General features: G+C 32.6%; 24 protein-coding genes. 8 read left to right on the forward strand and 16 right to left on the reverse strand.

Annotated elements, in window-relative coordinates; genetic code table 11:
• Positions 1-99: 99 nt before the first annotated feature.
• The 5 genes from ACOQOS_RS08530 (at position 100) to ACOQOS_RS08550 (ending at position 3444) form a co-directional block, all read left to right on the forward strand.
• Positions 100-300 carry a hypothetical protein gene (locus tag ACOQOS_RS08530; protein ID WP_420574549.1) on the forward strand — a complete coding sequence of 67 codons (201 nt, stop codon included), beginning with the start codon at positions 100-102 and terminating at the stop codon, positions 298-300.
• Positions 301-334: 34 nt separating this feature from the next.
• Complete coding sequence (locus tag ACOQOS_RS08535) at positions 335-568, forward strand: hypothetical protein (RefSeq protein ID WP_420574550.1); 234 nt, start codon at positions 335-337, stop codon at positions 566-568.
• Positions 569-825: 257 nt separating this feature from the next.
• Complete coding sequence (locus tag ACOQOS_RS08540) at positions 826-1506, forward strand: cell division ATP-binding protein FtsE (protein ID WP_420574551.1); 681 nt, start codon at positions 826-828, stop codon at positions 1504-1506.
• 103 nt (positions 1507-1609) lie between these two features.
• Positions 1610-2503 carry a glycosyltransferase family 2 protein gene (locus ACOQOS_RS08545; protein WP_420574552.1) on the forward strand — a complete coding sequence of 298 codons (894 nt, stop codon included), beginning with the start codon at positions 1610-1612 and terminating at the stop codon, positions 2501-2503.
• Positions 2503-3444 (forward strand): glycosyltransferase family 2 protein, encoded by a 942-nt coding sequence (locus ACOQOS_RS08550; RefSeq protein WP_420574553.1) that lies wholly within the window; start codon positions 2503-2505, stop codon positions 3442-3444. The genes ACOQOS_RS08545 and ACOQOS_RS08550 overlap by 1 nt, the downstream gene beginning before the upstream one ends.
• A gap of 453 nt (positions 3445-3897) precedes the next feature.
• On the opposite strand, the gene ACOQOS_RS08555 is transcribed toward ACOQOS_RS08550, so the two are convergent.
• Positions 3898-4323 carry a sugar 3,4-ketoisomerase gene (locus ACOQOS_RS08555; RefSeq protein ID WP_420574554.1) on the reverse strand — a complete coding sequence of 142 codons (426 nt, stop codon included), beginning with the start codon at positions 4321-4323 and terminating at the stop codon, positions 3898-3900.
• A gap of 3 nt (positions 4324-4326) precedes the next feature.
• Positions 4327-5412: a glycosyltransferase family 4 protein gene (locus ACOQOS_RS08560; protein ID WP_420574555.1), complete on the reverse strand. Its 1086-nt coding sequence runs from the start codon at positions 5410-5412 to the stop codon at positions 4327-4329.
• A gap of 38 nt (positions 5413-5450) precedes the next feature.
• Here ACOQOS_RS08560 and ACOQOS_RS08565 point away from each other — a divergent pair, with 38 nt between their 5' ends.
• A complete protein-coding gene (locus ACOQOS_RS08565) occupies positions 5451-6605 on the forward strand; it encodes a glycosyltransferase (protein ID WP_420574556.1) in 1155 nt (384 codons plus the stop codon).
• Positions 6606-6807: 202 nt separating this feature from the next.
• Positions 6808-7035 (forward strand): hypothetical protein, encoded by a 228-nt coding sequence (locus ACOQOS_RS08570; protein ID WP_420574557.1) that lies wholly within the window; start codon positions 6808-6810, stop codon positions 7033-7035.
• Positions 7036-7076: 41 nt separating this feature from the next.
• Here the strand turns inward: ACOQOS_RS08570 and ACOQOS_RS08575 are convergent, their stop codons facing one another.
• From ACOQOS_RS08575 to typA, 13 genes are all read right to left on the reverse strand, one after another.
• Positions 7077-7529: a tRNA (cytidine(34)-2'-O)-methyltransferase gene (locus tag ACOQOS_RS08575; protein WP_420574558.1), complete on the reverse strand. Its 453-nt coding sequence runs from the start codon at positions 7527-7529 to the stop codon at positions 7077-7079.
• 14 nt (positions 7530-7543) lie between these two features.
• Complete coding sequence (locus ACOQOS_RS08580; protein WP_420574559.1) at positions 7544-7687, reverse strand: hypothetical protein; 144 nt, start codon at positions 7685-7687, stop codon at positions 7544-7546.
• 106 nt (positions 7688-7793) lie between these two features.
• Positions 7794-8342, reverse strand: a complete 549-nt coding sequence (locus ACOQOS_RS08585) for a CIA30 family protein (protein ID WP_420574560.1) — start codon at positions 8340-8342, stop codon at positions 7794-7796.
• Positions 8343-8404: 62 nt separating this feature from the next.
• Entirely contained in the window at positions 8405-8977 is a 573-nt protein-coding gene (locus ACOQOS_RS08590) for an acyltransferase (RefSeq protein WP_420574561.1), read from the reverse strand.
• A 32-nt stretch (positions 8978-9009) separates the two neighbouring features.
• Positions 9010-10314: an O-antigen translocase gene (locus tag ACOQOS_RS08595; RefSeq protein ID WP_420574562.1), complete on the reverse strand. Its 1305-nt coding sequence runs from the start codon at positions 10312-10314 to the stop codon at positions 9010-9012.
• Positions 10311-11414 carry a DegT/DnrJ/EryC1/StrS family aminotransferase gene (locus tag ACOQOS_RS08600; RefSeq protein WP_420574563.1) on the reverse strand — a complete coding sequence of 368 codons (1104 nt, stop codon included), beginning with the start codon at positions 11412-11414 and terminating at the stop codon, positions 10311-10313. Before ACOQOS_RS08600 ends, ACOQOS_RS08595 begins: the two co-directional genes overlap by 4 nt.
• On the reverse strand, positions 11411-12253 hold the full coding sequence (locus ACOQOS_RS08605) for a GNAT family N-acetyltransferase (protein WP_420574564.1): 843 nt from the start codon (positions 12251-12253) through the stop codon (positions 11411-11413). Before ACOQOS_RS08605 ends, ACOQOS_RS08600 begins: the two co-directional genes overlap by 4 nt.
• 209 nt (positions 12254-12462) lie before the next feature.
• Positions 12463-13959, reverse strand: a complete 1497-nt coding sequence (locus ACOQOS_RS08610; RefSeq protein WP_420574565.1) for a sulfatase-like hydrolase/transferase — start codon at positions 13957-13959, stop codon at positions 12463-12465.
• A 1-nt stretch (position 13960) separates the two neighbouring features.
• Positions 13961-15340 (reverse strand): class I SAM-dependent methyltransferase, encoded by a 1380-nt coding sequence (locus tag ACOQOS_RS08615; RefSeq protein WP_420574566.1) that lies wholly within the window; start codon positions 15338-15340, stop codon positions 13961-13963.
• Positions 15330-15542: a hypothetical protein gene (locus ACOQOS_RS08620; RefSeq protein WP_420574567.1), complete on the reverse strand. Its 213-nt coding sequence runs from the start codon at positions 15540-15542 to the stop codon at positions 15330-15332. Before ACOQOS_RS08620 ends, ACOQOS_RS08615 begins: the two co-directional genes overlap by 11 nt.
• Before the next feature lie 90 nt (positions 15543-15632).
• Complete coding sequence (locus ACOQOS_RS08625; protein ID WP_420574568.1) at positions 15633-17156, reverse strand: sulfatase-like hydrolase/transferase; 1524 nt, start codon at positions 17154-17156, stop codon at positions 15633-15635.
• Positions 17157-17235: 79 nt separating this feature from the next.
• A complete protein-coding gene (locus ACOQOS_RS08630; protein WP_420574569.1) occupies positions 17236-17475 on the reverse strand; it encodes a uroporphyrinogen decarboxylase in 240 nt (79 codons plus the stop codon).
• A gap of 177 nt (positions 17476-17652) precedes the next feature.
• A complete protein-coding gene (gene typA, locus ACOQOS_RS08635) occupies positions 17653-19452 on the reverse strand; it encodes a translational GTPase TypA (protein WP_420574570.1) in 1800 nt (599 codons plus the stop codon).
• Between the two features lie 165 nt (positions 19453-19617).
• Between typA and kdsA the strand changes: the two genes are divergently transcribed.
• A complete protein-coding gene (gene kdsA, locus ACOQOS_RS08640) occupies positions 19618-20436 on the forward strand; it encodes a 3-deoxy-8-phosphooctulonate synthase (protein ID WP_420574571.1) in 819 nt (272 codons plus the stop codon).
• Positions 20437-20490: 54 nt separating this feature from the next.
• Here kdsA and ACOQOS_RS08645 read toward each other — a convergent pair whose 3' ends face one another.
• Complete coding sequence (locus ACOQOS_RS08645) at positions 20491-20838, reverse strand: DUF1801 domain-containing protein (protein ID WP_420574572.1); 348 nt, start codon at positions 20836-20838, stop codon at positions 20491-20493.
• Between the last annotated feature and the right edge of the window lie 81 nt (positions 20839-20919).

Below are 20919 nucleotides of genomic sequence, written 5' to 3' on the forward strand. Positions count from 1 at the left end.
AACAATGAGTCGTATTTATGAAAACACGACTCATGATTCTTGTACTACAAAGGGTTTACGCTTAGTTTTATGCTCATACAATCATAAAATCATAAACTCATGAAAAAACAGAAAGTTAAAAGTTTACACTTAAACAAAAAGAGCATTTCAAATCTCGAACATAAAATTACTGGTGGAGGCACTGATTTAGACGATTCACATTTAACGCATACATGTCCAAAACCAAATACATATGTAAAAGCATGCTCAAATCACATGTGCGATTCAAGATTAGGTGGTTGTCCTAGCTATTATTGTTAATCAACAAAAAGTTATTATATAAATTTATTCTACGATGAAAAAAAAGAACATTACAAACCTTAGACTTAAAAAAACGATCATTTCTTCACTAACAATTAGAGGTGGTGTATTTATTGATGCAGATGGTACACAAGTTGCTACATGCATGACATCTGTAAATACAGAATGTCCAAACACAGACGCAAATAATTGTCCAACACGTGCAAAACACGGTTGTGTAGAAAGCCAAGATATTTGTGAAAGTGATGAACGTGTATGTCCACAATAAGACATATTGTGTAAACACATATTTAAAAGTCGTTTCAAAAATTTATGGAACGACTTTTTTATTCTTCTGGATAACGAAGTTTGAGATATTCTACCGTTTTGCTTAAATTTTTCCTTATCGCAAATGGTTTTTTAACAGATTATTCTATTTCCTTTCGTTCTGACGAATCATAAATATCTCGCTTTTCTTCACTTTAGTTTTTCGTATTGCGGTTTAATTGTTTACTTTGTGTATTCGATTTAAATCATACACTATTCATGGAGCAAATTCTCAGTCTTAGAAACGTTTCTATTTTTCAACGTGAAAACTTGATCCTTTCAGATATCAATCTTACTATTAATAAAGGTGACTTTGTCTATTTGATTGGAAAAACGGGTTCTGGTAAAAGTAGCTTTATGAAAACTTTATATGGAGATTTGCCTTTAACCGATGGCGAAGGAACTATTGTAGATTTTAACCTGAAAACATTAAAAGAAAAAGATATTCCTTTTTTACGTAGAAAGTTAGGAATTGTTTTTCAAGATTTTCAATTGTTACAAGACCGAACTGTTGCAGACAATTTATTGTTTGTCCTGAAAGCTACTGGTTGGAAAGATAAAGAAAAGATGCAAGCAAAGATTGATGAGGTTTTAGATAAAGTTGGTATGAAAACAAAGAACTTCAAATTTCCCCACCAACTTTCTGGAGGCGAGCAACAACGTATTGCCATTGCCCGCGCACTCTTGAATGATCCTGAACTGATTATTGCAGATGAACCTACTGGAAATTTAGATCCACAAACCAGTATCGAAGTCATGCAAGTATTACAAGAAATTAATAAAAGTGGTCGTACTATTTTAATGGCTACGCACGATTATGCTTTAATTCTAAAATATCCTTCTAAAACGCTCAAATGTGATGAAGGAAAAGTGTTTGAAGTTGTTCAAAAAAATGTATAATTCATCTAAAAATAAACAGACTTCATCTTTTATAAGAAACATTTGTATTGCAACAAAACTTAGAGCTTTTGTCTTTTTAAAACGGTGCTAACCCTACCAAATAATGTTATCAATTCTCATCCCTACATACGATTATGATATTTCTACTTTAGTGGAAGAAATACATACACAACTCATACAAACCGATTGTGTTTTTGAAATTTTGTGTTTGGATGATCACTCAAACGATCAAGAAACAATTTCGCAAAACGAACGTATCAACACATTTTCAAACGCAACATATAAAGTTTTACCAGAAAATATAGGTCGTAGTCGAATTCGGAACTTATTGGCACAAAAAGCTACATACGATTGGCTGTTGTTTTTGGATGCAGATGTAATTCCCGTAGAAAAAGATTTTATCAAAAAATACATAGACGCTATTTCTGATGAAAAGGAAGTGATTTATGGTGGAATTTTATATCAGAATGAGAAACCTAAACAAGAAAATGTACTGCGATGGGTTTACGGAAAAGAGCGCGAAGCTTTAACAGTAAAACAACGAAATGAAGCTTCATATTTACGTTTTTTAACTTTAAGTTTTCTGATTAAAAAAGCTGTTTTTCAAAAGGTAAAGTTTAATGAAGATATTCCAAATGCGCGACATGAAGATACTTTGTTTGCAAACGACTTGAAACACGCAAAAGTTCATATGACACATATTCACAATCCTGTGTATCATTTAGGATTGGATACGAGTAAAGAATTTATTCGCAAGTCAATGGAATCGGTTGAAGTGTTGATTTTATTCCTAAAAAATGGATTGATAGAACACAATGATATTTTAATTACTAAAGTGTTTGCACGTGTCAAGAAATTTGGTTTCAATCATGTTTTGGCGGTCATGTATCGATGGTTTCACAAACGATTTGAGAAAAACTTACTTTCTAACAATCCTTCCATGTTTATTTTTGACTTGTACAGATTAACGTATCTTTGTCACTTAGACACCCAATAATGCCGTTTTTTTCAGTAATAATTCCTCTTTATAATAAAGAAACTTATATCCAACAGACGATTGATAGTGTGTTGCGACAAAGCTTTACTGATTTTGAATTACTTGTGTTAAATGATGCAAGTACAGATAACAGTATGAGTGTTGTTTCACAATATGCTGATAAACGCATACAACTGATTGAAAACTCAAAGAATTTAGGACTTTCCGCTACTCGAAATCATGGAATTTCAAAAGCAATTGGAACTGTAATTGCTTTGTTAGATGCTGATGACCTCTGGCTTCCAAACTTTTTAGAAACCATAAAAAACATGTATGACTCGTTTCCAAATGCTTCTATTTTTGGAACCGATTATATGGAAAGTTATGCTTCACAAGAAGCCTTAACGCCACATAAAAACATTGCTACTTCTTTAAAAGAGACTTCTTTTTTGATTTCTGATTTCTTTGAAGCAAGTATGTTTCAACCTATTTTTTGCCAAAGTAGTATTGCCTTTAAGAAAGCTATTTGTACTGAATATGATGTTTTTAATCCTAAAATCACCTTTGCTGAAGACATTGATTTTTATATTAAATACGGTTCCAAATATCAAGTTGCGTATCATTATGAAGCGCTTTCTAAAGTACGTTTTGATGTTCCAAATCAGATGAGTAAAAATTCGATTGCTACTAAGGTATTGCCTGATTTAGATGGTTATGAACATTTGGCAATGGAGAATAATTCTTTGAAGAAATATTTAGACTTGTATCGTTACATTTTTGCTTCGATGTACAATTTTGAAAATGCAATTCCGCAACGAAATGCAATGTTAGCACATATTAATTATGGCAACTTAACCTTGAAACAACGTTTGTTATTAAAAAGTCCGCGCTTTGTATTGTTGTTATTGAAAAGGATTAAAAACTTTTTGTTGAAACGAAATATTAGAGTGACTTCTTTTTAGACTTGCTTTCGCTTTTAGACCTATTAGACCTCTTAGACTTCTTAGATTTTCAGATGCTCTTTACTTTTAGATTTTTAGACTGATTTAGATTTGTTATAAACGTCTTTGCGAGGAAGTATGACGAGGCAATCTGTTTGTTCAAAAAACACTAATGTAATACAATAAGCAGATTACTTCGTTCTTAGATACACTTTGTTTTTAGACCTGCTGGCGCTTTTAGATTTACTTTGTTTTAAATGTTTCGTCTTGGATTGTCTGTTGTCTTTACACTTTTGCTTTTTTCTTATTCAAAAAATGTTTTACCTTTAAAATTCAGCCTTTAACATGTATAATTTTTTGTTGGAACATGCAAAACGTCAGTTTAAGTGAGTTTGCAAAGCAAATTTGTATCGAGAACTACTTTGAAATCGTTATTGATTAAAATTCTCAATACTCATCACTAAAGTCCCAATACTATTTAGAAAGTTTTACATCTTCTTTTGTGATCAAAAAGTCTTGATAATCACGAATATAATCAGATTCATTAAATTCATCAGAAGCTAACACCAAACAAACAGCTCCAGAAGAAAAGTTTTCCAATTCGCGCCATATTCCATGCGGAATTAAGCAACCTTGATTGGGTTTGTTCAATAAAACACGTCTTTTGGTTGTTCCATCTTTAAAAATAACTTCAAAACTTCCGCTCAACGCAATTAAAACTTCATGCTGTTCTACGTGTGCATGTCCACCTCTTTTTGCACCACTAGGAATGTCGTACAGATAGTACACACGTTTGCATTTAAAAGGAATTGTTTCTCCTTCTATTACAGAGATATTTCCTCTAAAGTCTTCAATTTTGGGAATCGTTATAAGTTGTATATCAGCAACAGTTGTAGACATATTTTAGGCAGTTGTTAGTTGAATCCATTTTTGGATTACTGGTTTTTCGGTGTATTTTTTTATGGAAGATACTGTATTTTGTTTACAATTCATATACAAATCAATATTTTCGATTAACAGTAACATTGCATCTTTCAAATTCGCAAAGTTTTGATCTTCAACTAGCAAACCATTTGTTTTGTGTTGAATTATTTCACTTGGTCCCGATTTACAATCAAATGAAATTACAGGTGTTTGTTGTTGCAATGCTTCTATTAAAACCATTGGAAATCCTTCTACCCTACTTGATAAAACCAAAAATTTTGCGTTCTGAATGTATGCTGCTACATTTTCTACAAATCCCAAGAGTTTTACATCATTTTCTAACTGCAATTTTACAATTAGTTTTTCTAATGATTCTCTATCGCTTCCGTCACCACAAATAAACAATTTTATATTTTTTTCTGCTAATTTTGAAGCGTGATATGTTTCAATTAAACGATCAAATTGTTTGATATCGTTTTGCAAACGACCAACAGCAATAATGTACTCATCTTTTACTTCGGAAATGGCAGCAACTTCCGCATCTACCGTAGTGATATAATTAGGAATATGAATCAGATTCTTAAAACCGTATTCTGTGGCAACTCTCTCTTCAATTCCTTTAGAAACTGCCACAATTGCTTTTGCTCTTGCGTATGTTTTTTTGAAAAAATTTCCTTTAGGAATATGCCAATCTATTTTATAACTGTGAATAACCATGATGGTTTTTTCCATCTGAAAGACAAATTGATGTAATAACCATTCCATAAAACGCCTACTTCGTGTTCTAAAATCGATATAAACATCTGCGTCAATACGTTTGTACGCTTTTTTGAATGCAAAAAATTTTTGAAGCTGTTTTACAATTTTTATGGAAGATTCATTTGCGCCCAAGTTATATAACTCACCTTCGTAAGTGTATGTAATTTGATCTTTTACAGAAATAATTGCTACCGAAAATCCTTGCTTGTATAATGATTTTGAAAAGTTTGCTGCTTGTTTTTCTGCGCCGCCTGTACTTAAACATTCGACAATTATACAGATTTTCTTTTTAGAATTTTGCAGCATAAAGTTTTCCTACTATCTTTCACGCAAATATACTGTTTATGCGAATATTATTGGTAGGAGAATACAGTAGATTTCACAATTCGCTAAAAGAAGGTCTACAGCAATTACAGCACGATGTTACATTGATCGGTCGCGCTGATAGCTTTAAAAACTACCCTATTGATATTTCGCTTGAAGCAACTTTTTTTGAGAAAAAGATTCCTAACATGCTTCGTCAACTCTTTTTTAGGTGTTGTAATGTAGATATTGCATTTTTAGAAATCGCATATCGTTTTTACAAAAATAGAAAATCATTTAAAGATTATGATGCTGTACAATTGATCAATGAATTTCCATTTGCCACTACTCCTTTTGTAGAACGTAAGTTGCTGAAATACATTTTTAAACATAATAAGAATGTGTATTTGTCTTCTTGTGGCGACGATTTTTATTATTTGAATTATATTTTGAATGCAGATCTTCCGTATCATATTTTGACACCTTATGTGAATGATAAAACTACAAAAGAACGTTTTAAGTATTCGCTTCAGTATTTATCTAAATCGCATGAAAAATTACACCATTTTGTGATTACGAATGTACAAGGAATTATTCCTGCTAATTTTGATTATGATATGGCGTATCGCAATCATGAAAAAGCATTGCCATTAGTTCCGTTTCCTATTAATGTAGATTGTTTGCCTTTTAAATCACTGGATTATCGTGGAAAAGTGAATATTTTTCACGGTGTCAATCAGGTAAATTATTTAAAGAAAGGAAACGACTTAATCGAGAAAGCTTTGGAAATTATTGCTGAAAAATATCCTGATCGTGTCCTTGTAAAAACAGCGTATAGTTTACCGTACGAAGAGTATATTAGAACCTATGATGAAGCGCATATTATTATGGATCAGTTGTACGGATATGATCAAGGTTACAATGCATTGGAAGCAATGGCAAAAGGAAAAGTAGTGTTTTCTGGAGCTGAAACAGATTTTCAAGCATTTTATCAACTTGATGAAACTGTTTTAATCAACGCAACGCCTGATGTGGATGATTTGGTTAAAAAATTAAGCTATTTGATTGAAAACCCTAAAGAGTTGATTCAAATTGGACAAAATGCTCGTGCATTTATTGAAAAGTTCCATAATTACGAAAGTGTTGCCAAGCAATATGCTGAACGTTGGCACTTCGACTCCGCTCAGCGCTCTTAATTTTTGAATTCCAATTCTTTATTCTCATGTTTTGAATCTGCTCAGCGCTCTTAATTTTTATTATTTAATGCTCTTTTTCCATTCTAATTCAGTTCTCAAAATGTAGACTTACTGATAGTTCATAAACCATCAATAAGGTTTGTTTTTATTGATGGCTCATCTTCATAGCTTTGATTCATAATTTATTTAAAACAAAACTATTATGAAAAAAAGAAATTTTAAATTCTTACAACTACACAAAAGTTCTATTTCTAATTTAAATACTTTAGAAGTTAAAGGAGGAAGAAATTCGTACGACACTACCTGTCCTATTAATGGTTATAACTTAGGATGTAATGAAGCTGAAGAACAAGCTCCAGATCTTTATACAAGTTATTTACCAACTGAAGAAGGTGGCGGAGTTCCTAGTCAATGCGGAGCAGATGCATAATGCTTAAAATAAGCGGACTTCGGTTCGCTTATTAATATGAGTTATTGAAGTCTTCGAATTCCTTCATACACAACAATACTCACAGCATTTGCTAAATTCAAGCTTCTAATGTGTTCACTAAACATAGGAATTGTATACAATTGTTCTTCATTGGCTTCTGTGATTTCTTTTGATAAACCTACCGACTCTTTACCAAAGACTAGAAACAAATCGTCTTCAAAGGCAATTTCTGTATATAGTTTGTCACTTTTACTGGTGAAATATACCATTTTTTTATCCGCATTTTTTGCGTAGAATTCTTCTATGTTTTCGTAGATATGAACTTCTAAATACTTCCAATAATCCAATCCTGCACGTTTGAGTCGCGCATCCGTAATTTCGAAACCAAAGGGTTTAACTAAGTGTAAATTAGCACCTGAAGCTAAACTTAAACGTCCTATATTACCTGTGTTTGTTGGGATTTCAGGTTCTATAAGTACAATATTGTATGCCATTATGTTTTTTACAGTTATTCTTCTTTTCCAATATAAGTAACACCAGTTGCCAAAAGACTCATACCACTAATAAATCCCATACCTGAGGAATCATATATAAAACAAACAATTCCGGTGATTAAAGCAACAAATAAAAATAAAGCTCTCATTGAATTCATATAATTACAAATTTTATGATTAATACAGTTTTAGTTTTTGGCTAAAAAATCAAAACAGCATGCGGGAAAGGATCAAAGATAATTTTTCTTTGTTAAAAATTAGCTCTTATTTAAATTTTATATAATCGATTTCTATTTTAAATTCACCAGCTTTTTTTTCATTGGAGATAAAACCGATACGCAATATTTCTTTTAGTTCTTTTTGTGTGATTTTCCCAGGTCGTTTGCGTCCAATGTTGTAACGCACAAAATCTGAGAATGGAATTTCCACTTCAACCCATTTCCATTTTGTGCTTGGTAGATTTGCTTTGTAATACGGAACAAACCAACGTCTGTCCATTTCTAAAGTGAAACCCATTGCATATTTTTTGGAACGATATCGAATGATTACTTTTTTATAGGAAGAAAGATCTCTTTTTGAAAAGTTGCTTTTATACGATGAAAATCCACCATTGTTTTCTAGAGAAATATTTCCTTCAAATACAACGCCATCATCTGTAAATCGGAAGTCACCATTGGAAAGTCCGCCCATTACGCCATCATTTGTAATGCGCCAACGTTTTCCATCTTTATATTTCCCAAAGTCAGTTTCCATCTTTTGTGCACACAAAACTTGTGTCGAAATAAGAAAACATAATAGGTATATTTTTTTCATTCTTTTTATGTTAAAGATACTGAGATTTGAAAAGATTTGATTTGTCTCCTCAATTGTTTTTATTAGTTTTTTAGAGGAATTTCACTGACTATTTTTGCGGGAACGCCTGCAACAACAACATTGTCTGGAAAACTTTTTGTGACAATAGCGCCACTTCCTACTACTACATTTTTTCCAAGTTTGACACCTTTTAAAATCGTAACGTTGTTACCAATGAATACATTTTCATCAATATAAACTTCTTGTGGGTCTGGATCGGTTTCATGACGTTTGTCAATATCTAAATTGTGAAATGAACTATCGCTTATATGGCAATTGTAACCAATAACCGTGTTTTTGCAAATCGTGATTTTCTTTTCTGCAGTGATCACACACGAATTGTTTATAGCTACACTTTCTTCAAAGGAAACAACAACCGATTTACCGCGTGCTTCTATGTATCCGTAACCACTAAAAAGATATGGAGATCTTAGAATTCCAAAACTTACATTGTTTCCAAATTGTATGTTCCCATCTCCTTCTAAAAGTAATGGCTGAATACGCTTTGGTTTTCCAATGGTATTTGTATTGTTGCTTAGCAGTTTGTATTTCCAAATTTTGAAACGCAATACATTATGTCGCAGAAATCCGTTCATTTGCTAAAAATACACATTTTATTCAAGCTTACTTAGACTTCGTTATTTTCTAGGGTAATTTTACCAAATAATGATTTCCAAAAAATCGTCACTAGTAATAGTAAAGAGATAAAACTACGCATACAATGTGCCATTACTACACCTTCTATTCCAACAGCATTTGTAAAGTAAATACTCAGATAGTAGAATAGTAACAACGAAGCAATTTCGACAAATAAGTAATGTCCTAGCATTTTTTTTGCATATAACTGATAAGCAATCACCAAGGAAATTACTTTGAAAAAGTCTCCCAAAAGTTGCCAAAAGAAAAGACTTTCTGCAGCAAGAAATTCTTCGTTATACACAATTTCAATGACATAAATTCGCAAGAAATAGATCAATAGTAAACCTACAGCGAAAATTGGCAAGATGGTTTTATAAAATCCAAAAACCACATTCCTAAACCCTTCAATAGACTTATTTTCAGAGAGTTTAGGCAATACATATAATGACAACAAAGAAGTCACAAAGATTAAGTATTGATTCGATATTCGTTGCATAGCTTCCCAATAACCTGCTTCTGTTGCTCCAATGGTTTCTATGATATGATTTCTCACAAAAACATAAATTATTGGAAAAATAAAAGCAGAAACGGCTGCCATAATCGTATAGGACATGTATTTTTTGAAGTAAACTCTAGAGAAACTATTCGCACTCAATTTGGGCAACGAAACACGTTCCTTGTAGAGTAACGCTACACTAAAAATTAATAATATGGACGGAACAATACTCAATGAAATTAGAGCTCCATCTAATTTATATTGCCATACTAAATATACTGTCACAAGCAAGTTGACTATATATCCAATGATGTTAATCGTAATGTATTTTTTGTATTTTTCAAATCCATTAATGATTCCTAAACAAAACATATTGAGTGCATACAATGGCAATACAAAAGCGAGTGTTTGAAAGATGTAACTGAATTCTTTTCCTTCAAAAATTAAATTATTCCAATAGCTTGCACCAAGATATAAGGCGATACTTACCAAAAAAGTTGCAATTAAAATAATGACTAATCCCGTGGAAAGTACTTTTTGAAGTGTCGTTTGATCTTTTTTGTGTTCGGAAGTATATTTTACAATTCCTGAGTAAATTCCGAATGTTGCCAGCGCATAGACTGTTTTTAGAAAATCTCTTAGGTTTCCAACAGAAGCCATTCCTTTGGGACCGACGAATTCTGCCAATGCTTTCGAAGTTAATACGCCAACAACAATGTTGATGAGTATTGCAATACTATTGAAAGAGGTAATTTTCAATAGTACATTGTTTGCAATATGCGTTTTTAGTTTCTTCAAGAGAATGAGTTTAAGACTGCAATAATTTTAGTGACTTCATGCGCTTCCATCACAGGACTTATTGGCAAACTCAAACATTCGTCATGAATTTTTTCTGTGATTGGAAATTGCAAATGATTCCACTCTTTGTAGGCTTCTTGTTTGTGTGGCGGAATTTCATAATGAATTAATGTACCAATTCCGTTTTCCGTCAAGTATGCTTGTAATTTGCTTCTATCTTTTGTTCTTATTACAAATTGATGAAATACATGTGAAGCATCATTTTTATAATTAGGCAATATCAATAACGGATTGTTGATTTCGTTTAAATAACGTTTTGCAATGCTTCTTCTTTGCTCATTGTCTGCATCTAAATATGCTAGTTTCACATTGAGAAATCCTGCTTGTATTTCATCCAAACGATTATTAACACCTTTGTATTGGTTTACATATTTTGACGAACTTCCATAGTTGCGCAATTTGGTAATTATCGCTGCAAGTTCTGTATCGTTTGTTGTCACTGCGCCAGCTTCACCTAACGCACCTAAATTTTTGGTTGGATAAAAACTAAAACCTGCTGCATCACTCAGGCTTCCTGCTTTTTCACCATTTTGAGTAGTTGCTCCATGCGCTTGTGCCGCATCTTCCATGAGTAGCAAGTTGTGTTTTTTCGCAATGCTTTGGATAGTTCGCATTTCTGCTAATTGTCCGTATAAATGTACGACCATAATTGCCTTGGTTTTTGACGTGATCGCAGCTTCTATTTTAGTAGGATCTATGTTGAATGTTTCCGTATCTGGTTCTACCAAAACTGGCGTCAATCCTGATTTTGTAATTCCCAAGATACTAGCAATGTATGTATTTGCCGGAACAATCACTTCGTCGCCTTCTTGTAATTTTCCTAAGATCTTATAGGCTTCTAAGATCAAAATAAGTGCGTCTAAACCATTACTGATTCCAATACAATGTTTCGTTCCACAGTAATTAGCATATGCGTTTTCAAAAGTTTTTACATTGTTTCCTAAGACATAATATCCAGAATCGAGAAAACTCTTGAATTTTTGCTGAAATTCAGTTTCAAATCGCGCGTTGAGTTTATGTAAATCTAGAAACTTAATCATGTTAAGGAAATTTTAAAAATATCTTGCGTAAAGCACACACAACCCAATTCTTCTTTTTGCTTGAGTAATCCAGGATTGAAACCTTCTTTTGTAGCAGCATCAACTGTTCCCATGCTAAAATAGTGCATACCTTCTTGCTTAAATTTCTCTATGAGATGAATAAAAAGATATTCTAACGCACGTAACGAAGCTCCTTTTTGCGTATTGGCACCATATTGTGATTTAACGACTTTGTTGTGTTTAAAAATAGTAATTCCTGCTAGGATTTCTCCATCTAATTTTATGTTATACTGAATGATTTTTGATGGAAATGCAGCTTCTAATTTTGTTATTTCTTCTAATGAATGTACCGGTTTTGCGTTGTATTTTTCATCTAGTTTTGGCTGAAGTACTTTATTCCAAAATTCAGAAAGGCTTCCTTTTTCTTCTATCTCAAAACCAATAGCATGATTTTTCTCGTAATGCTTTCGCTTTGTTTTGTGCAGTTTTATTTCTTCGTTGTAATCGATTGCCAACACTAAATTTCGTGATTGCAATGTTCCTTTGATCGTTAAGAAATAAAGCAATTCATCCGTTTGTTTCCCGTAATAAATTGCCGGAATTGCTTTCGCAATGATTTCTTTGAAACCTTGATTTTTAGCATATTCAATTACTAAGTCTAATAATTGATATACTTCGTGCGCATTTATATTTTTTGGCAACACTAAACTTCCAAATGTCAAGCCTTGATGCGAATAGAGTATGTTTTCGCGTACGTTTGCCGGAAACAAAGCAATTGGCTTGTCCTTTTTAAAAAGTATCAATGAATGATCTTCAAATCGATCTTTATGATATTCCATAAAGTCTCGATAGAAAAGAAACGAACTGTTTTTTGCTTCGGTGACAAAGTTGTCCCAAAGCAATTGTTGTTCACTTGTATATTTGGTTAGTGTATAAATTTAGGTTGTTTTTAGAAAAAGTGAATTTACTAATTTTAACGTGAGTTTGGTAGAAGTAGTATCAAAAAATGATCTCAGTATAAAATTTCAGTTATAAAACGAATAAAAAATTAGTCTTCAAGCTTCTTAAAAACTACATTTCCATCCTTGTCAATGTATTTATAAATACCAGTTGGTGCATCTTTTTTAACTACCGAATAACTTGTATCTTCTTCCAGATGTTTTAATAAAGTTTCATCTTCACTTAGGTATGTAAATAGTACTCTGAAAAGATTTACAGGCGTTTTGAGTTGCTTGTCATATGAAGGCGCTGTATTGTTAGGCCATTTTATTGCTAAGGCGGATGAAAACGCAGAATATACCAAATCTCTATCCGTAAGTTTTGTTTCTATTTGTTTTGTGTATTCCATTCCGACATAACCGCCATGATCTGCTGTAATTACAATCAAACTATTCGGATCATTTTCGGTAATCATATTTATAATTTCCACCAACCATTCATTTGCTTTTTCAAGCTTATCCAAATAGATTTGACGTTCGCCATCGATTCCAGTAGAAAATCGTTTTTGAGTCGCAATATGACTTGGTGCAATTTTTTCTACAAAGTAAAAGTTATGTGTTGCCTTGTTATTTTGAATTGTTTCTTCAAGCGGTTTTATCAGTTCTTTTTGATGTTTGAAAGCGCCCATTCCCAACCAAGGAATTTCATTATCTGTGATGTTGCATTCATCATATAATATCGTTGGTCTATTTAGTAATAGATACGGATATTCTAGCACTAAAAATGTTTTGTAATCGTTCTTTTTTAGAATAGGAATTATTGGGTTCTCACCTGCTGCAATTTTTCTAGCACCAAAAATTCCGCTTCTGCTTTCGTCTTTTTTGATGTAATGATGTTTCATGGCAAACAACGAACTGTTTGATAATATGGTAGAAGCATAATTACTTCTGTAATCGTCGTACAGTTTAAAGTTTTTTTCTTGTAGATATCTTACAAATCCTGAGTTTTCATGTTTGTAATATCCTTTGCCTAATTCTGAGAAATTCACATATCCATCAGGCTGTAATACATAGATATTTGGATGTGTTTTAAATTGAACTTCCGAAATATGATCAGGTTGCTCCATCCATTGATTGGAATGCGTAAAAAAGTTGATGAGTAATGGTAATAGACTCACAAAAGCAACAATAGCTACAATGTACTGTAATACAATGATTTTTTTGTAATGCTTGCGCAATAACATTGCTATTAAGACTGAAACGACAATACAAAGCAACAATATTTTTCGTTGATGAAACCCATAAATTCTTCCTGCTAAGAAAAACGCAAAGAATGAAGCATTGAGCATCGGAATTAGATAGGTTTGGTATTTTTTTAAGAATGATATTCTATCTACTATTTGCTTTGAAACGACAAATACAATGACAGGAATTACGATATAGATACCAACAATTACAAAAAACTGAGATACCGAATTAACGAGTGTAAAGTTAGAATCGTAGGTGTAAATTAAAGAATATAATCCTGCAGCAATAGCAGCAATCACAGGATATTGCTTTTGATTGTTTATGTAATTGAGTATTGATTTTTCTAGACGACTCAACATATTATTTTTTCTTAAATAAATACAGTACGCGTTGCGAATCTGGAATGTCTTTTTTGGCTACTAATTCGAAATATTCTGTGTAATTTTTTTCAAAGTCTTCCAAATTGTAATGTCCAAAATGATCTTTGAATTCTGCTTTTGCATTGAGTAAACGCGTTGCGTATGAATCAGCTCGTTTTGGAAACTCTATGATGAGGTTTTCAGAAAATGAAGCAAAAAATGCTGCCGAATTTTCAAAAGGCACATTTCCTGTAAGTGACAAATGGTGAATTAAAGCCAACGCCAACGTTACATCAGGTTGAAACTCTTGAACACGCTTTACAAACGAAAAACGCTCTGTATTTTGAAAACCTATTGCCGCCGACGGATTGAGCAAATCAATCACGAAAGGCAACATGTTTTGTTCTTTATTTTTCTTGACAGAATAATAATTTTGATCTACCGCGTTGTTGTCAATATCACCTACCAAAGCCGTGGTTACGTCACTAGTAATTTGACGTACAAAGGTTCCATCATTTCCTCCAACATCAATTACAGTCTTAGCTTTTAATTGTAAAATCCAATCGTTGATGATTGTTGATTTCTGTTGAAAAGCCGCATCAGAATAGTTTGTTTTTTGATAATAATCGCCCCATTCCGATTGCTCTTTGAGTTGTATTTTTTTGATGTAGTTATATAAATTATCAATGATGTTAAACAATCCTTTTTTGGACAAAGTTGCTTGCTTTGTAGCTTGTACATCTTCTTCTTGATGTTTGTTTTCATACTTCGCCAACAAGTGAATGTTTGTATATAAAAACGGATTCAATTTTGTTTTTGAAGGCAATAAAGAAGAAATCATCTTCAGCGGAATTCCATCAATGAAGTTTGACATTGTTTTTAGAAATTCTGCTCCGTGATATTTGGCAACAACTAAAGGTCCTAAAAAGTGTGTTATGAATTGTTTGTACGCACGCCACGGTGTATTTTCTTGATAAAAGTCTAATGAAAGTGTATCTATAAAAATTGCATTTCCTTTGTAAAAAGCAATGTTATACGCTGTGGCATCTTTTAATGAGAAATCATTTTGCAGCGCATATTTTTGAAGCTTTAATGTATGTAAAGCTGCTTCTTTGTATTGCTGAAAACTCCATTCGTATGGATACGTAATAAATGGAATTTGTGCTGGCTGAATACAAATTTGTGTATCAGAACGCTCAATTTCTTCATGCGGAATCAACAGTTTGTGTTGAAATGCTTTTTCAAAGAAACCATTTTTATTTAGTGCTTCGTATTGTGGAAAATAACTAGGAAATATAATCCTTTTGATTATGTCGTTCTCAATATATATGTGTCCACTTGGATCTCGATATGAAGAAGCGTGTCGTGAATTATTTGTCATCTTTCGATGCTTTTTCTATGGTAGAATCGTCAATATCAATATCTTCAAACATGTCGTTTTCAGGAGTGTTTTTATGCAAACCAAAAATTGATTTTATTTTATACATAATACTCTTAGAAAACAAGGCAATTCCAGCCACAGCGGCAACAATTGCTTGAATCAACATCGCTCCTAAACCGGCATCAAAATAAAGAAAGTACATAGTTTTGATATTTTCGTAAAGATAGAAAAATTTACTTTTTAGTAATACAAATTACTTTAAGTTTGCTAAAGTAGCAAAAAATGATCAGTATTATTCTTTTTTTGTGGTTTCTTCATGTTTCTTAAACACGATATTTCCCTCTGCGTCAATATATTCATACAATCCGTAAGGTGCATCTTCTATAATTAACGAAAAACTCTTATCGTCTTCCAAATGCTTTAAATAGCTTTCGTCTTCACTCAAATATGTAAATAAAATCCTGAATAGATTCACGGTAGACGCAAACTTGCTATCATAATCTGGCGCATTTCCTTCTGGCCATTTAATAGCCAAAGCAGCAGAAAAGACAGCATATATTTTGTCTCTATCAGTTTGTTTTTCTAGAATTTCCGCATAATAATCTAACCCGACAAAACCGCCGTGGTCTGCAGTAATTACAATCAAGCTATTTGGATCGTTTTGAATGATGATATCTGTAATTTCTTTGAGCCAATCGTTGGTTTCTTTTAGTTTATCAAGATATTTCTCTCGATCACTTTCTACATCTGGAGCATCACTTTTTGTTCGTGTAATGTGACTTGGCGCAATTTTTTCTATGAAGTAGAAATTACGACTGTTTTTGTTTGTGTTGATTGCTTCTTTTAAAGGTTCAATGAGATCGTATTGATCTTTAAAAGCATTGTTTCCAAACCAAGGAATATCGTAATAATTTATGTTGCATTCGTCATACGCAAGCGTAGGTCTACTCATCAGTAAATACGGATATTCTAGCAGCAAAAAGGTTTTGTATTGATTATTTTTAAGAGTAGAAAGTACTGAGTTGTTTCCCACAATTTTAGACGGTAATCCAAATAAAGCTCCTTTGTTTTCATGTCCGATCATGTGATGATGCTTCATGGTAAATAATGCTGTATTTGACAATAAGGTTGAAATGTAATTACTTCTAAAGTTGTCGTATATTTTGAAGTTTTTTGCTTTGAGATGATTTGAAAAGTCTGAGTTATCAAAATTATACATTCCTTTCCCTAATTCTGAAAAATTCACATAACCATCTGGCTGAATGACATATATGTTTGGTGTTTTCTGAAAAGTTGCTTCTTCTATCGCATCTGGCTGTTGCAACCATGCTTCCGATCGTGTTACATATTCATATAACATTGGCGGAATTTTAACGAAAGCTATCAGCGCTAATAAGAACTGAAAGATGACTATTTTTTCATAATGTTTCCACAGAAAAATGGCAAGGCATACTGCAAAAAAACATCCTAAAACCAGCATTCTACGTGCATTGAATCCGTATGTTTTTCCAATGATAAAAAAAGTAAAGAATCCTGCGTTGAGTATAGGAATACTATATTTTTCAAACTTTTTTAGGAATGCTATTCTCTCAACAATAATTTTAGTCAACACAAAAACAACTATTGGAAATGCGATAAAGAACAGCAGCATCATTCCAAATTGTGGCCACGAACTAACAAGAAAAAAGTTGGTTCCGTACGTATGTACAATAGCATATAAACCCGCAGCAATTGCCGATATAATAGCGTAAAACCACTTGTTCTTTTTTATTTTTTGTAGCATTTTAAGATTCACAATACCTATTGTTTGTGTCACAAAATACTATTTTTATATGTATTTACTACGTTAATATGTGATGACTCAAAAAGAGTTTCTGTCAAGTGAGAAGTTAATTTTACTTTTTACGCGCTGTTAGATGATAGATATTAATCCCTAAAATGGCAAAGTTGGTAATGATAATTGGCAAACCTACGCGCAATGTTGGCATTAAACAACCGTAAGCAACAAATAGCAAACAACCAACAGCATTGATCATTCGTAATTTTTTTAAGTCTTTCATTGTGAAGGATACTAATACGGCAATTGATGCTAAATATCCTATCCATTCTGTGATTGTAATTCCTAGTATTTCCATATTTGGTTATTTGTTTATTCGTTATTTGTTTTTTGATCGCTTCGTTTTTTTGTTGACTGATCATAAACTAATGATTTTTTCAACTTATGTACTCAGTTTATTATTTAATTGAAGCGCATAAAAAAGGTTTCACTGCGTACCAATGAAACCTTTTTATATAGTTTGAATCTTGTGTTTTTAGATTGATTTGTTACGCTTTCTTTCTACTTCCGTTAAAAATACTTTTCGTAAACGTAGATGATTTGGTGTTACTTCCACGTATTCATCTTTTTGAATGTATTCTAAAGCTTCTTCTAGAGAGAATTTGATTGCAGGAACAATTTTAGCTTTATCATCTGCTCCGGAAGAACGTACGTTTGATAGCTTTTTTGTTTTGGTAACATTTACTGTCATATCATCTCTACGAGAGTTTTCTCCAATTACCTGACCTTCATAAATTTCTTCTCCTGGATCTACAAAGAACTTTCCTCTATCTTGTAATTTATCAATAGAATATGGAATTGCAGTTCCTTTTTCCATAGATACTAATGAACCGTTTTGACGTTCTGGAATTCCACCGCGTAATGGTTGGTATTCTTTGTATCTGTGTGCCATAATTGCTTCTCCAGCGGTTGCTGTTAACAATTGATTACGTAATCCGATGATTCCTCTTGACGGAATTAAGAATTCGCATACCATACGATCTCCTTTCGCTTCCATACTCAACATTTCACCTTTACGAAGTGTTACCATTTCGATTGCTTTTCCAGATACGTGTTCTGGTAAATCGATCGTTAATTCTTCAATTGGCTCACATTTTACACCATCTATTTCTTTGATAATTACCTGTGGCTGACCAATTTGCAATTCATATCCTTCTCTACGCATCGTTTCAATTAATACAGATAAGTGTAATACACCTCTACCAAATACGATAAATTTATCTGCACTATCTGTTTCGTTGACACGTAACGCTAAGTTTTTCTCTAATTCTTTTGTTAAACGATCTTTGATATGACGAGATGTTACAAATTTTCCATCTTTCCCAAAGAAAGGTGAATCATTGATTGTAAATAACATACTCATTGTAGGCTCATCAATAGCAATCGTTTTTAATCCTTCTGGATTTTCTAAATCAGCAATCGTATCTCCAATTTCAAATCCTTCCAAACCAACAATTGCACAAATGTCTCCAACTTGGATTTCAGAAACTTTCTTTCTTCCCAAACCTTCAAACGTGTGTAATTCTTTTATTTTTGATTTGATGACAGATTTATCACGTTTTACCAAAGAAACTTGCATTCCTTCTTTTAGCGTTCCTCTTTGTAAACGTCCAATAGCAATACGTCCTGTAAATGAAGAATAGTCTAACGAAGTGATTAACATTTGCGTACTTCCTTCATCAAATTCTGGCGTAGGAATGTGTTCCATAACCATATCTAATAAAGGCTCAATATTTTCAGTTGGTTTCTGCCAATCGTCAGACATCCAATTGTTTTTTGCTGATCCGTATACTACAGGAAAATCTAGCTGCCATTCTTCTGCACCTAATTCGAACATTAAGTCAAATACTTTTTCGTATACTTCTTCTGGCGTACAGTTTTCTTTATCAACTTTATTGACAACCACACAAGGTTTTAATCCTAAATCGATTGCTTTTTGCAGTACAAAACGCGTTTGTGGCATTGGTCCTTCAAAAGCATCTACTAATAGCAATACTCCATCTGCCATGTTTAATACACGTTCTACTTCTCCACCAAAATCGGCGTGACCTGGAGTATCAATGATATTGATTTTAGTTCCTTTGTAGTTTACAGAAACATTTTTAGAAGTAATCGTAATTCCACGTTCACGTTCTAAATCGTTGTTATCAAGAATTAAATCTCCTGTATTTTCGTTTTCACGAAACAATTGACAGTGATACATAATTTTATCAACCAAGGTTGTTTTTCCGTGATCTACGTGCGCAATTATTGCAATATTTTTAATTGAAGCCATTTATCGCTGATTTTTAAGCGTGCAAATGTACTGTTTATTTGTTAGAGAATGTAATTTTAGTCAATTTTTTAAGTTATCTTTCTGTTAATCAATGATTTTTACTGGGATAATTTTGTCTTACACACTACTAAAATTTAACCTATCTTTGTGCAAAATTTACAATTTATGCAACTGAGTTCTATTCCAAAAATTAAACATACTACATCTGGTAATTTCTTTTTATTGGCAGGTCCATGTGCTATTGAAAGCGAAGATATGGCATTGCGCATTGCTGAAAAAGTGATTAAAATTACGGACGCTTTAGAGATTCCATATGTATTCAAAGGAAGCTTTAAGAAGGCGAATCGAAGTAGAATTGATAGTTTTACTGGTATTGGTGATGAAAAGGCATTAGAAATATTAAAAAAGGTTTCTGAGACCTTTAATGTCCCAACAGTTACTGATATTCATGAAGCTTCAGATGCTGCAAAAGCGGCTCAGTATGTTGATGTATTACAAATTCCTGCGTTTTTAGTACGCCAGACAGATTTGGTCGTTGCCGCAGCGAAAACAGGAAAAGTTGTCAACTTGAAAAAAGGACAGTTTATGAGTCCCGAAAGTATGCAACATGCTGTTAGAAAAGTACACGATTCTGGAAACGAAAATGCTTGGATTACTGATAGAGGAACGATGTTTGGATATCAGGATATGATTGTTGATTTTCGCGGAATTCCTACAATGAAACAATTTGCTCCAACGGTTTTAGATGTCACACACTCGTTACAACAACCAAATCAATCTAGCGGAGTTACGGGCGGAAGACCAGATATGATTGAAACTATTGCGCGTGCAGGCGTAGTCAATAATGTTGACGGACTCTTTATTGAAACACATTTTGATCCAGCTAATGCAAAGAGTGATGGAGCCAATATGTTGCACTTAGATCACTTGGAAAGATTATTAACGAATTTGGTAAAAATTAGAAAGACAATTAATTCTTTGTAGACTTGTTAGACTTGTTAGACTTGTTAGACTAAAATTATTTTAAATATATAGCCGTTAGTAAAAACTAGCGGCTTTTTTTAGCACTTCTATTAATACCGTGTCATTGATATCTTCTATTGTCTTGTAACGCAAAGATGCTATTCGTTTTCTGGTTTCGGTTACTAAATATTCTTGATGAATTTGAATTTTTTGTCCTTCCATAATTCCTATATCTACAAATTGTTTTTTATGACTAGCATTTAGAAAACAAAAAGGTTTTCCGTTGAGATAGTAAAACGGAATTCTGTATTTGTATTTTAATTCCATTGTTGGAAATGTATACTCTATTAAAACTTGTAATTGTAATAGAATTGATTTGTAAGGTTCTGGTTGTTTTAAAATATAATCTTCTGCAGGATTCATGTATTCAAAATATGTCCCTAAGATAGTTTTATTTTATTTTTAATTAAAAAAAGACTTGCACAATACAAGCCTTTTTAATGT

Origin of the sequence: Kordia sp. (assembly GCF_965224175.1) — a bacterium.
Taxonomy (GTDB): Bacteria; Bacteroidota; Bacteroidia; order Flavobacteriales; family Flavobacteriaceae; genus Kordia.